Source organism: Psychrosphaera sp., assembly GCF_982872775.1.
Genome location: NZ_CEYNSH010000011.1, coordinates 1 through 13,888 on the forward strand (window position 1 = coordinate 1; position 13,888 = coordinate 13,888).

11 protein-coding genes are annotated in these 13,888 nt (G+C 42.9%); 9 read left to right on the top strand and 2 right to left on the bottom strand.

Features of this window, described 5'->3' with window-relative positions; all coding sequences use genetic code 11:
* A partial coding sequence (locus tag AC4E96_RS04905) for a hypothetical protein (RefSeq protein ID WP_490255057.1) occupies positions 1-232 on the bottom strand: 232 nt, incomplete at its 3' end.
* A 15-nt stretch (positions 233-247) separates the two neighbouring features.
* Positions 248-1,285, bottom strand: coding sequence for an NADP-dependent oxidoreductase (locus tag AC4E96_RS04910; protein ID WP_490255058.1), 1,038 nt, complete (start codon positions 1,283-1,285; stop codon positions 248-250).
* Positions 1,286-1,562: 277 nt separating this feature from the next.
* On the opposite strand from AC4E96_RS04910, the gene AC4E96_RS04915 reads away from it, so the two are divergent.
* The 9 genes from AC4E96_RS04915 (at position 1,563) to AC4E96_RS04955 (ending at position 13,700) form a co-directional block, all read left to right on the top strand.
* Complete coding sequence (locus AC4E96_RS04915) at positions 1,563-2,468, top strand: LysR family transcriptional regulator (protein WP_488032396.1); 906 nt, start codon at positions 1,563-1,565, stop codon at positions 2,466-2,468.
* Between the two features lie 617 nt (positions 2,469-3,085).
* Positions 3,086-5,929: a TonB-dependent receptor gene (locus tag AC4E96_RS04920; RefSeq protein WP_490255101.1), complete on the top strand. Its 2,844-nt coding sequence runs from the start codon at positions 3,086-3,088 to the stop codon at positions 5,927-5,929.
* A 180-nt stretch (positions 5,930-6,109) separates the two neighbouring features.
* Complete coding sequence (locus AC4E96_RS04925) at positions 6,110-7,708, top strand: tryptophan halogenase family protein (protein WP_490255059.1); 1,599 nt, start codon at positions 6,110-6,112, stop codon at positions 7,706-7,708.
* 10 nt (positions 7,709-7,718) lie between these two features.
* Positions 7,719-8,477 carry a SapC family protein gene (locus tag AC4E96_RS04930; RefSeq protein ID WP_490255060.1) on the top strand — a complete coding sequence of 253 codons (759 nt, stop codon included), beginning with the start codon at positions 7,719-7,721 and terminating at the stop codon, positions 8,475-8,477.
* A 38-nt stretch (positions 8,478-8,515) separates the two neighbouring features.
* Entirely contained in the window at positions 8,516-9,328 is an 813-nt protein-coding gene (locus AC4E96_RS04935; RefSeq protein WP_490255061.1) for a DUF6445 family protein, read from the top strand.
* Between the two features lie 9 nt (positions 9,329-9,337).
* Positions 9,338-10,372, top strand: coding sequence for an oxidoreductase (locus AC4E96_RS04940; RefSeq protein ID WP_490255062.1), 1,035 nt, complete (start codon positions 9,338-9,340; stop codon positions 10,370-10,372).
* A 184-nt stretch (positions 10,373-10,556) separates the two neighbouring features.
* On the top strand, positions 10,557-11,105 hold the full coding sequence (locus AC4E96_RS04945) for an RNA polymerase sigma factor (RefSeq protein WP_490255063.1): 549 nt from the start codon (positions 10,557-10,559) through the stop codon (positions 11,103-11,105).
* A 1-nt stretch (position 11,106) separates the two neighbouring features.
* The gene (locus AC4E96_RS04950) at positions 11,107-12,204 is read left to right on the top strand and encodes a FecR family protein (protein ID WP_490255064.1); all 1,098 of its coding nucleotides are present in this window, start codon (positions 11,107-11,109) and stop codon (positions 12,202-12,204) included.
* Positions 12,205-12,260: 56 nt separating this feature from the next.
* Entirely contained in the window at positions 12,261-13,700 is a 1,440-nt protein-coding gene (locus AC4E96_RS04955) for a sugar porter family MFS transporter (RefSeq protein ID WP_488032388.1), read from the top strand.
* The last annotated feature ends 188 nt before the right edge of the window (positions 13,701-13,888 follow it).

Consider the following 13,888-nt stretch of genomic DNA (forward strand, 5'->3'; position numbering starts at 1 on the left):
TTGATTCAGAGCTTGTTTTCGATATCGATTTTGAATTTATATCCGATGTCGAATTTGGAACTGTTTCTGCGATTACATCACCGGCCGATACCAACGCAACAATGGCTACGAGAATGATACCACTGCCGATGATCGCGTCTCGATAGATGACGATATTACTGACGGTACAACGCAATACATTATGCAAAGAGCGGCACAGTGCCGCTTTAAGATCATTAATTTGATGTCTCATTTGGGCGAACTCCGTCTAAGCAATCTTCACGATCGCTTTGCCCGTATTGTTACCATCGAACAGTCCGGCCAAAGTGTTTGGCAGAGACTCGAAACCTTGGTATTCAGTCGTCTTAAATTCGATTTCATTGTTGGCAACCCACGGAGCGACGTGGTCAACCATTTCAGCCATACGGTGAGTAAAATCGCGGGCTAAAATGCCTTGGATAGTGGCACGCTTGTAGAGCATTTGGTGTAAAAAACGAGGTCCCATTTCTGGATTATCTAAGCCGCCGTCGTATTGAGATATTTGGCCACAAATCACCACACGCGCACGCAAATTCAAGCTATTCATGACGGCATCTGTGATCATGCCACCGACGTTGTCAAAGTAGACATCAACCCCACCTAGGTCTATTAACGTCTGGTGCAACTGAGCCGCATCATCAAAGTCTTTATAGTTTAAGGTGTGATTCGCTCCGAGCTTTTCTAACCATTGGCACTTTTCTTCGGAGCCCGCAATCGCGATGACACGACAACCTTGTTTGATGGCAAATTGTGTGACCAGTGAACCAACGGCTCCGGCCGCACCAGAGACCACGACAGTTTCTCCAGCTTTAGGTTTGCCTGCTTCGGTTAAGCCAAACCAAGCAGTGCGACCTGGCATTCCTAGAACACCCAGAGCGGTACGAACATCCGCTTTTGTCGGGTCTAGTTTTTGAATCTCACTGCCGTGAACTTGGGCGTGACTTTGCCAGCCTGTGTAGCCCACGACCCAATCTCCTTTAGAAAACTTAGGGTGATTAGATAAAATAACTTGTGCAACCACTGCCGCACCTTGCACAGTATTTAGTGGGTGAGGGCGTTCCCAACTCGGTTTTGCCGATTGCTGAATTCGCATATAGGGATCAACAGAGATGTATTTTGATTCGATAAAAACTTCGTTAGCCGCAAGGACAGGCGTCACTTCAAATGTTCGTAATTCGTAGTGTTCTTCACCAACACGTCCTTCTGGGCGCTTAGCGTAAATCCACTGTTGATGAGTAAAAGTTGTTGACGCATTTAAAGACTTCATAGTTAACCTCGCAGATGAATACGAGGTTATTATGTAGAATTGGGTGTTAACAAATAAGCAACAAATGGTCACTAACTGTTTCTGTTTTGGAATTGGTTGGTATAATCAACAAGCGTGGACATTTGTTAAGCCAAGAGCATTATCGAGGTATCCCTTTTTTATTGCGTGTTTAAAATTTACACAAATGAATAAAAATGTTGCATTTGGTAATAAGTTTCAGGGCTTAACAATGAGCAAATCTAATCAGTACTTTGGCTAAGAACTATGGGTAGGAAAAATGGATATTGATGATTTAAGCAAGTTTTTGGTCGTTGCACATTGTAATAATTTGCAACATGCCGCGAGTCAATTAAATCAAACGCCAGGTGCTTTATCTAAAGTCATCAAAAGGCTCGAGCTCAAATTGAATACTGAGTTGTTCGACCGGTCTGGGCGAAACATTATTCTCAACCAACAAGGTGAAAAGTTTAGGCAATATGCTGTCAACCTTGTCCATGAAGCAGAACAAGCCGTCAGTGAGTTCAGCGGTGCAACAAATACGACATTGGTAAAGTTAGCTGGCCCTTCAGTGTTGATGGCACACTATCTACCCATGTTGGTAAACACAATGAAAAGTGCAACTCCAGCAACAATGGAGCTTGAGTTTAACATGGATGTAGCGTGGGAAGGCAGGGCAATTAATCAGGTAAGTACAGGGCAAGCACACTTGGCGCTAGTGACATCTGTTGCGATTTTGCAGAATCAGCACAGTAGTGATTTTGGTCGTCTGCCAATCGGTGAGACCAGTTTTAAGGTCGTTGCTTCAGAGTCGCACCCGATTGTTAGTGCTTTTCCACATTTGACCGTCACGGTTGATGAGTTGCAACCATATGCGTTTGCTTGTCCGAGTGTCTCACCTTTTTGTGGTATCAAACGCGGCATTGGCTCTGATGGGTGGCGCGATGACAAGGTACCAAGGTCCATCGGTTTTCGGAGCAACGACTTTGGCTCGATGATGAGTCTCGTCAAGGCTGGATTGGCTTTGGCATATGTACCTGACTTTGTCGCAGAGCAACATAATCTGCAGGTTGTCACTGTGACTAATTGTGATTTTGTTTGTACCGAACAAATAGAGTTGGTATACAAGCCAAGCATCGCGTCAGGCTGGCTAAATCAAATAACAAGCCATTTTGTTCACGACTAATAATATTTACTTATCTAAAATCAGAAGCTTACGTAACCAAGTTTACAACCCTGTACCTCGGTAGTGACTTTGTAATGGCATAGTTGTAGTTCATTTGATAGGGTGTATTTTAGTTTCTTCTTACATACGAATGTATTTTTATTACATCTTTACGAGAATTAGCGACAGTAAAGAGACTCGCAACTAATAACAACGAAAATAAAAGTTTACTTATGCACTGGCGGAAAAAAATTCTTCATTCGTCCTTGTTGATGGCAAGTAAAAAAATTGCCTATGAGGATAATGGACCCTCGTTATTTCAAACTACTGCCGTGGTGACCTTGTTGCCGATGGCAATGTGCTCATTTGAAGTGGCTGCACAAAGTAATGAAATAATTGCGTTCAATATTCCTCAGCAACGAGCAGATATTTCGCTCACCGAGTTTGCTGAACAAGCCGATTTGACGTTGTTATTCTCTTTCGATGATGTACAGGACATTACGACAAATCCCTTAAAAGGACAGTACACGGTAACAGAAGCGATCGCTAAATTACTCGAAGGGACCGCTTTAGAAGTTAAGGTTGGTGACGGAAATCTGCTTTCTATAAAAAATAAGGACTTTGAAAAGGCAGATAAGATGTTTAAGAAAAACACAGTTTCAAGCGCCGTCATAGCTATTTTAGCATCAACAGTAGGTACTCAGGCTGCAGCAGAAGAACAGGCCGCGGCTCAAAAAGAGATTGAAACAATTAAAGTAACGGGCCTTCGTGGTAGTTTGGCCCGTGCAATGGACGTAAAACGCGACTCAGGTGGCGTTGTTGACTCAATTTCAGCAGAGGACATCGGTAAGTTTCCAGATACAAACCTAGCCGAATCATTACAACGAATCTCAGGTGTTTCCATTGACCGATCAGGTGGTGAAGGACAATTGATTACGGTTCGTGGTTTTGGTCCACAGTTCAATACGGTATTGGTCAATGGTCGACAAATCGCATCAGAGAACCAAAGCCGTGCATTTAGTTTTGACACTATCGCGGCTGAGCTCGTCAGTAGTTTAGACGTTCACAAAACCTCAACTGCGACAAAGCAATCAGGTGGTATTGGCTCTACCATTGACATTAATACCGCAAGACCGTTTGCGATTCGAGGATTTAAAGCCGCCGGTTCAATTAAAGCGGTTTACGACGAAAACAGCGAAGAGACGACTCCTCAAGTTTCTGGTTTGATCAGCAACACTTGGGATAACAACAAATTTGGTGCTTTGTTTGCACTTTCGCACTCATCGCGTGACACCAGACTTAATCAAGCTCAGATGGACGGTTGGCTAGAAAACGTTGGTGTACCAAACCCTGTAACTACGAGCGGTACGCCATATACTGGCAATGTTTTCTCACCGCGTAACTACGATCACAAAGTTACTTTTGAAGAACGAACCCGTACAAACAGTAATTTAGTCTTACAATATGCACCGTCAGATGATGTGACCATCACTGCTGATGTACTTTATTCAGACTTTGATGTGGAAACGAACGCGACTTCATACGGTCACTGGTTTACTGCACCAAATATTGAAGGCAGAGACGATGCTGGTAACTCGGTTAACCCGATTGTCGATGAAAACGGCACCGTTATCGACCTGTACCAAGAAGTGGGTTTGGCAACAGACATGCACGCTAAGAAGTTTGACCGTTTAACTGAATCAACTTCTGTCGGTATCAATGTTGATTGGGATGTATCTGAAAGCCTAAACCTGCAATTTGATTTGAGCTCATCGACAGCAGAACGCGATGCGAACAATGGTCGTGGCAACCAGTTGTCTTTAATTGGTTACGCTAACCGAGTTCGATTCCAAGTGACTGACGACATTCTGCCATTGGCAAGTATGTTCGCTTCAGCAAATCCAAATATTTATTCAGGTCAGCAAGAAATTGATGGTGTCGCTTACGATCCATCAGTGACTCCAGCTGGTGTTGATAATCATCTTAGTACCGACAATTCACGCGCACACGTTATGTTACGTCGTGGTTGGGCCGTTGAAAACACAGTAGACCAAGCGAGATTTGACGGTGTCTGGAGTAACGATGGTAACTCTTCACTAGTCGCAATTTCATTTGGTGCCATGTTGTCGCAAGAGTCAAAATTACTTGAGCGCTGGGATAACGAAGGCGTTGGTATCCACTGTACTTATTGTGGTTACCCAGATGTTCCAGTTATACCTGCTTCGTCTCAATACATTTTTGATGCGGGTAGCAGCTTCTTAAGCTCAGTGAGTGGTTCTGGATTGATGCCCACTCGCTGGTTAGCGCATGATGGTGAAGCGCACTTTGCATTCCTAGAGCAACAAAGCGGAGCTGACTTTGACGCCAAGCGCAGAGATAAGTCATTTGAAGTGACTGAAGATACCTTGTCTTTGTACGTAGAAGGTGAATTTGAGCACGAGTTAAATGACATGTTGTTATCAGCCACTGCTGGTCTTAGATATGAAAGTACTGACACAGAAGTCATGGGTACTGACTCGGCCGTAACTGGTCTCGTTATTCTTGATGAAACCGAGATGTTAGCAAGTTTTGGTGCGGCACAGCCTGTCAGTGCTAAAGCAGACTACTCAAAAGTCTTACCAAATCTAAATTTAAAACTTGATGTGAACGACGATGTTGTTGCGCGTTTGGGTTTCTCTCAAACCATGACTCGTCCTACGCTTGATAGTATGTCACCGGTGACCGTTATTACTACAACACGTCAGGGGGGTGATTTGACCTCGACCAGTGGTAACCCAGCACTAGATCCGTTTGAATCAACTAACTTTGACTTGTCTGTTGAGTGGTATTACGACCACGCAAGTTATGTGTCTGCGGGTTATTTTAGTAAAGACGTCGACAACTTCATTATCAACTCTCAAGAATCAAAAACCTTTGAGTTATCGGATGGTTCATTATTGACTGACCCGTCGACAGGCTCAGATACAAGTGCGCCAGATAGCGACGATGCCGTTGCTACCTTTACAAACACACTGCCAAACAATGGTGAGTCTGCCAAAGTAACGGGTTGGGAACTCGCCGCTCAACATACGCTTGAGAACGGTTTTGGTGTGATTGCTAACGCAACATTCACAGACAGTAATGCCGATCTGGACCCTTATGACATTAGTCAAACCTTTGCACTAACAGGTCTGAGTGACTCACTTAATTTAGTGGCATTCTATGAAGAAGGGCCACTGCAAGTGCGTGTCGCTTGGAACTGGCGTGATGAGTTTGTTCAATCTTTAACGCAAGGCGCAGGTAATGGCCCAACGATTGTTGAAGATTATGCTCAGTGGGATGTCAGCGGTAGCTACGATATTGACGAGAACTTATCGGTATTCTTTGAAGGCATTAACTTGACGGAAGAATACGTGCACAAGCGCGGTCGCTTTGATAATCACTTATTGCTTATCGAAGACAGTGGCCGTCGTTTGGCATTTGGTGTAAGAGGGAGCTGGTAAGCTCTGTATCTGACTGAATAAGTCAGACTTAATAAGTGACGGTGTTTTTGATCTTTCACCGTCACTTTATTTTCAATAGTGTTGGCGTGTTTTGTGGTTGGGCAGAGTACGCCAACACTTATTGGAAACAAGGAAGTCAGCAATGAAAATTGCATTTATTAAATAATGAGTAGTCAAATTATGAAGTCTTCTGACACCTTCTCAGATCTTAATACAAACAATACGTCGGGGGCTGCAGACAACTCCGTCAAAACCATCGTTATTCTCGGTGGCGGTAGTGCAGGCTGGATAACAGCCGGGACGATTGCAGCTCAACATGTTAATCAAAGCGACCCACATAGCGTAAAAGTTATTTTGGTTGAAGCGCCAAATATCGCACCCATAGGTGTCGGTGAGGGGACGTGGCCAACCATGCGTAATACGCTATTAAAAATGGGCATTAGCGAAACTGATTTTATTAGAGAATGTGACGCGAGCTTTAAACAAGGCGCAAAATTTGCCAAGTGGGTAACCGGTGAAGAGAATGATTTTTATTATCACCCACTCATGTTACCGCAAGGATTTACCAAAGGTGAGCTTTGCTCTCACTGGCACCAATCTCCAAAGGGGAAGTCATTTTCAAATGCAGTGTGTTTTCAAGAGGCAATTTGTGAACAAGACTTAGCACCCAAACACATCAGAACCTCAGAGTACGGTCATGTTGCAAACTACGCTTATCACCTCGATGCGGGAAAGTTCACGGTATTCCTGCAAAACCATTGCACCGAAAAGTTAGGTGTCATTCACAAACTCGCTAATATTGAACACATAGAATCAAAGGGCAACGGTGATATCGCCGCTTTAGTCAGTGACAGTGGCGAGCGCATCGCTGCCGATTTGTTTGTTGATTGTTCGGGCTTTCATTCCAAGCTTATCGACAAACATTATCAAATCGAATTTAAAGACTGTTCGGATATTTTGTTTATTGATAATGCGCTGGCGGTTCAAGTCCCTTATCAAGATGACAACGCCCCAATAGCCTCTCATACTATTTCAACGGGACAGCGCGCTGGTTGGATTTGGGATATTGGCTTACAACATCGTCGAGGTGTAGGCCACGTGTATTCAGAGCGTCACACGACTAAACAACAAGCAGAAGATGATTTGGCTCGTTATGTTGGACCACAAATTAACGATTTAAGTGTTCGTCATATTCCGATTAAAAGTGGTCATCGCAAAGTGTTTTGGCACAAAAACTGTGTTGCAGTTGGACTGTCAGCTGGATTTTTAGAGCCATTAGAAGCATCGGCATTAGTCCTTGTCGAACTGTCAGCACAAATGATCACAGAACAATTACCAGCAACGCGCAGCACGATGGATATTGTCGCTAAACGTTTCAACGACACATTTAGCTACCGTTGGGATAGGATCATCGACTTTTTAAAATTACATTACATCTTAACCAAACGGACCGAGCCATTTTGGCGAGATAATTGTGACCCTACAAGTATTCCTGAAAGTTTAACTGAGCTAATGTCACTTTGGCAGCACAGAGCGCCCGCAGACATAGACTTTACCAGCAACAATGAAGTGTTTCCCGCGGCCAGTTACCAATATGTCTTGTACGGCATGGGATTTAGGACTGACTTTACCCAAAGCCATCAAATAAAAAGCAGCGAAGTATTCGCACAGCAACAATTTGAACTGAACCAAAAGATGATTCAACAGGCGACACAGCAGTTGCCGACTAACCGTGATTTGATCAATAAGATCAGAACGTACGGTTTTAGTGCGATTTAAGGATAATAAAATGAATAATATGGTAGCCATTGATCAAGCTCTTCACAAAGAAACGGTCATCGACACAAATAAAATTGAGCAACACGGTAGTAATCTAAATTTGGTGCCGACAGTGGTTGGTGAGTTTGCCAGCTTGGCTTGTCATTACCCAATTGTCATCACTAAAAATGAAGAAACTGGCCAATTTGTCCCCGTTGCAATGTTAGGTTTCAATCAAGGTGAAAACTTGTTCTGGGATAAAGTACAGGAGCAATGGACTGGCTTGTACTTGCCACTTCAAATACAACGCCAACCGTTTTTTCTTGGTGCTGTTGAAGAAGCAGGTGAGGTAAAATCGGTGGTATGTATGAACACTGATAGTCCTGCTGTTGTAGAGGAAGGCTCAGAGTCAGGTCAAGTCACTCAACAAAAACGACTATTTACTGAAGATGGCCAAGAGACTGAGTTTTTTCATCAGTCTAAAGCAAGCCTGGCCCAATTACTTCAAGGTGAAAAGGAAACGGACGCATTTATTAAGCAGTTATTAGAGCTAGACCTGTTACAAACGTTGAGTCTTGAAATTACTTTTGAAGATAGCTCTACTCATAGTGTTAAGGGCTTGTATACCATAAATAAGAATAAGCTAATGAGCTTGAGTCAAGAGTCGGTATGGTCGCTTCATTCAAGTGGCTTTTTAGAAGCTATTCACACGCTTTCAACTTCACTAGGGCAAATATACCGTTTGGTGGATTTGAAGAATAAGCGTTTGGCGTCAGCGCCGAGTTCCTAAACCCGAGCAATACTTGAAAACATAAATGGGGCTCAACTATGGATAAAGTGTTGGAGAATGCGGCGGGTGCTCACGCGATTGTTAAGACTAAAAAAGTGTCTTTGACTGACAATGTTTCTTTGCTGCGGATCGGTAACGAACAAACACCTTTAATTGTTTTTCAAGACTTTATGCCTGACGCCAGTGAGCTTATTGAATATGCGTTAGAACAGCGATTTGTCGCTAACCCAAACGACTTTTACCCCGGGATAAGAGCGTCAGCACCCAATTCCTACAAAAATCGATTAGCCGAAATCGTAGGCCAAGTATTTCAACAGTTCGATGATGAAGAATTTTTTGCAGGATTAGGTGGGCAACAGGAATTGCAAGGTACAAAATCTCCTGTTCCTGATATAAATGTTACTCTATCAGCACTCTCTATTAATAATGTTGCCGAGCAAGATTTAAAACCGATTCAAATGCTGCCGCACTTTGACAGCACTCAACAGAATCAATGGGCAGTGGTGCATTATTTATGTAGTGAAGAACACGGCGGAACGTCATTCTATCGACACAAATCTACTGGGTTTGAACGCATATCTGAAAGTCGTTTATCTTTGTACGGACAAACGTTAAAGAAAGAGGCAATGGCTGAACAGCTACACCTAAACCCTAAGTACATCCGAGCTGACAATCAAGTTGAACACCGCCTGTTTGAGTCGATACATAGTATTAGCGCTAAATTTAATAAAGCAGTTTTGTATCCGAGTAATCTTTTGCACTCGGGTGATATTAACCCTGCATTAGGACTGAGTGAGGCACCGAATTCAGGTCGTTTCACCATAAGTAGTTTCATTTCCATTAATCAATAGGATCACTGGATGATAAATATTGGCTTAATCGGGTTTGGCTTCGCAGCTCAAACCTTTCATTTACCACTTATATTGGCAAATCAAGACTTAGCGATAACTGCGGTCAGTTCGAGCAATGAAAAAAAGGTCTTCGAAGTTTTATCTGACGTCGAGGTTTTTGCTAATGCAGAACAATTGATCGTCGAGTCGAGCGTAGATCTTGTTGTTATCACAGCGCCAAATGATGTTCACTTTTCATTGGCCAAATTGGCACTCGAGAACAACAAACACGTTGTTATAGAAAAACCGATGACCACCACAACAGAAGAGGCAATGGCCCTCATCGAGTTGGCCGAGCGCAAGAAGTTAAAACTCACTGTATTTCACAACCGTCGCTGGGATGGCGATTTCCTCACGATTAAATCACTTATCGATGAAAATAAAGTCGGAAAGGTTAAGGTATTTGAATCGCATTTTGATCGCTTCAGACCAGAAGTGAGAAACCGCTGGCGAGAACAACCTGGTGAAGGCACAGGAATTTGGTATGACTTAGGTCCGCATTTAGTGGATCAGGCTCTGCAGCTGTTTGGTTTGCCGAAAGCGGTGGTTGGTCAGTGTCTAGCGACAAGAGCTGGTTCTCAAGTCTGTGATTACTTTCACGTCACTTTAGGCTACGACGATAAACAAGTTATTTTGTGCTCAAGCCCTTTTCAAGCTGGTCGTAACATTCGTTTTCAATTGCAAGGCGAATCAGGCGCTTATATAAAGTATGGTCTTGATCCACAAGAACAACAGCTCAAGGATGGAGTCGAAGTCAACGGTCCTCAGTTTGGTCGTGAAAACGAGTCTGATTACGGCGTATTAACCTGCCAGGTCAATGACTTAACACCAGAGCCGGTAACAACCTCAGTGGGCGATTACGCCGCGTTTTACCGTGAGTTAGCATCAGCCATTTCTAATGATACGCCTGTCCCTGTGCCACCTCGAGAAATTGTCGATGTAATGCGTGTCTTATCATTAGCACAACAAAGCAGTGATGAAGGGCGCAAGCTCTCTTTTGAGTAACAAAATAGGTAAGAAAGGGTAACAAAAGCAGATAGTTAAAAAAACAGAGCAACAAAGTGTAAATTTTTATAGCGGAAAAGTGTTCGCTAGTCGTCTTAATCTATGACAAATATCAACTTATAAAAAATGACACTGGAAACATAGCGATTTTCGGTGCATAAAATAAAAAAATAATAATTAAAATATGAAAAAAGATGACGCGTTACATAAAGTGTATGTATCTGCACTGAATAGTATTACGCGTATAGTTTCACGCATCGTTCCTCCAAAGGAAATTGAAGATATAGTGCAAGAGACTTACGTGCGGATCTGTCAAGTTGAAAACAAAGACAAGATCAAACAACCGAGGTCGTTTTTGTATAAAACAGCCCGTAACTTGGCGTTAGATCACGTCAAACGCGCTGAGTCAAAATTAGTAGACTCGGCCACAGAAGAGCATGAACTGTTTGGCTCTGACTGGGATTGGGATGCGACGTTTCAAAAAGTCGCTAGCGATGAAGAGTTTGGTCAGTTTTGTGAAGCCGTTAGGTTATTACCAGTACAATGTCGTAAGGTATTTGTACTCAAAAAGGTTTACGGTTATTCACAGAAAGAAATATGTCAGCAGCTCGATTTGAGTGAAAGTACAGTGGAAAAGCACATTGCATTAGGCATAAAACGCTGTACTAAGTTTATGATGAACAAAAACCAAGAGCACCCCAATGAGCATTCGAGAGCTCGGGGAGTGAGATAAAATGACAAACAAAAGTAATGTGTATTCGATAGCGGATGAGCACCAGCGGCAAGAAGAGGCCATTTATGATCAAGCGAGCTTATGGATAGCCAAAATCGACCGCGAATTAACTGAAGCAGAGCAACGTGAATTCAGTGAGTGGTTAGCCGCCGACCCACAACATGTCAGTGTATTTTCTACGATGGCTTCACTATGGGATAATATGGACGCCTTAAACTTATTGGCCGATTTATTTCCTACCCAAAAACCGAATGCGCATCGTGCTGCCAAACAATCACAGAAACGACCACCGCAACGCGTAGGTTATTTAGCAACGGCGGCATCGGCGCTATTGTTGATGGTCGTTGGTTGGTTTGGTCAAAACCAACTCGACTGGCTGTCGCCAAACGAGACTGTGCTTACCTATCAAACGGAAGTGGGTGAGAGCAGTACGATAGTGCTAGAAGACAATTCAAAAGCATCTTTAAACACGGACAGTGTCCTGAATGTGACTTTCACGGATTCTTATCGCTTGTTAGAGCTGAAAAAAGGTGAGTTGTACATCGATGTTGCACACGATGTAAACCGACCGTTGAACGTCGTCGTGAATGACAAAGTATTTCAGGCACTTGGCACGGCGTTTAATGTTCAGGTTGATAAGGGCGAGGTCGAACTGATAGTTACAGATGGCAAGGTAGCAGTTGTCGATATTTCTGATAACAATAAAAAAGCGCAAACACTGAGTACATTTAATGTTCAGGATACGGCGGTAGAAAAAGGCCAGAAAGTCTCACTAAGCCAAACACAGCCAAGACCTAAAGTTGAAATATTAGGTCTGGTGGACATTAAAAAAGACCTGTCTTGGCGAACCGGAAATTTGATTTTCAAAGGTGAAACACTCGAACAAGCGATGGGTGAAGTGAGTCGTTATACCAAGGTTAAATTTAAATTTGCAGAGCGCTCTCTAAAAGATATAAAAATTGCAGGTCGATTCAAAACAGGTGATGTCGACGGTTTGGTTCAAGTACTAAACAATAACTTTAATATTGAGGCTACCCGAATTAACCATCAGCTTGTTTTGCTGCGTAAAAAGTCGTATCCAAGAGTATCGACACACTAAATCAACGAGCTCGAATAATAAATATAATAAAAACAAAAATTTAAAAAGGAACAAACATGTCAGAATTATCGGCGACGGCAGAAGGGCCTGAGCTAGAGGCTCAAACCTCTGAAAACTTAGGGTTTATCATATTAATTAGTATCGTGGCGACGATTGGTGGTTTTTTATTTGGCTTTGATAGTGGCGTAATAAACGGCACGGTCGATGGCTTAAAGTTGGCCTTTAACGCTGATGACATTGGTACAGGCTTTAATGTCGCGTCAATGTTGTTAGGTTGTGCGGTTGGTGCCTTTTTTGCTGGACGCTTGGCTGATGCTTATGGACGTCGAACGTTGTTAATGACTGCTGCGGTTTGTTTTATCGTCTCAGCGTGGGGCTCTGGTGCCGCTGAAAGCTCAATGTCTTTTATTATATTCAGAGTCATTGGTGGTTTGGCGGTTGGTGCAGCATCGGTGATGGCACCCGCTTACATCAGTGAAGTAGCTCCTGCACGTTATCGCGGTGCATTAGCAACCGCACAGCAAGTAGCTATTATTCTGGGGTTGTTTGCGGCTTTTATCAGTAATTATTTGTTGGCTATTTCAGCCGGGAGTTCTATCGAACCATTGTGGGCAGGAATGGAAGCATGGCGCTGGATGTTCTGGGTAGAACTCATTCCTGCCACTGTGTTTTTTATTGCTTTGTTTTTTATCCCAGAAAGCCCTCGATTTTTGGTAATCAAAGAAAAGTTTGAAAAAGCAGATGAAGTGCTCGACAAGCTTTATGGCACCGAAATCGCAATAACTAAAAGAAAAGCAATTGTAGATTCTTTGGCGACAGATCACAAACCTAGTTTAAAAGACCTGATTGATAAGTCAGCAAATAAAGTACGTCCTATTGTTTGGGTTGGTATTGGCCTGGCGGTATTTCAGCAGTTAGTTGGTATTAACGTGGTGTTTTATTACGGCGCGGTTTTATGGCAAGCCGTAGGCTTCTCAGAAGCAGATGCTTTATTAATCAACATTCTAAGTGCTGGCCTAAGCATTGCGGCATGTTTAATTACTATTTTCCTTATTGATAAAGTGGGTAGAAAGCCATTTTTGGTTTTGGGTTCAGCAGGTATGGCTATTAACTTATTGTTGATGGTTGTCGCATTTACTTCAGGTGAAATTGACAGTAATGGCAATTTAGAATTGTCTGACTCTATGGGGTTATTGGCTTTAATTGCGGCAAATGCATATGTGTTCTTCTTTAATATGTCATGGGGGCCTGTGATGTGGGTGATGTTAGGCGAAATGTTCCCTAATCAAATTCGCGGCTCAGGTTTGGCTGTCAGTGGCTTGGCTCAATGGAGTGCAAACTTTGCGATTACTATGTTATTCCCAATCATGTTAACGACAATCGGTTTAGCTGGTGCGTATGGCTTCTATGCCGTCTGTGCAGCGATATCAGTTTGGTTTGTAATTAAGTTTGTTCATGAGACCAAAGGCGTTGAACTTGAGCAGATGAAGGGTTAACAACCTAAATGTTAACAATGCTCAAGTAGCGACTGACTCGATTCAATTTTTAGGCAAGAAAAAGGCTCCTGATGGAGCCTTTTTATTAGCATTTACTTGAGAAGCTTGTTGGACTGAAAGTTAACTCAGATATAACCTGATCTAGCTTAGCTCTGTCATTTAGCCTAGCTACTTAACTCAGCCAGTTA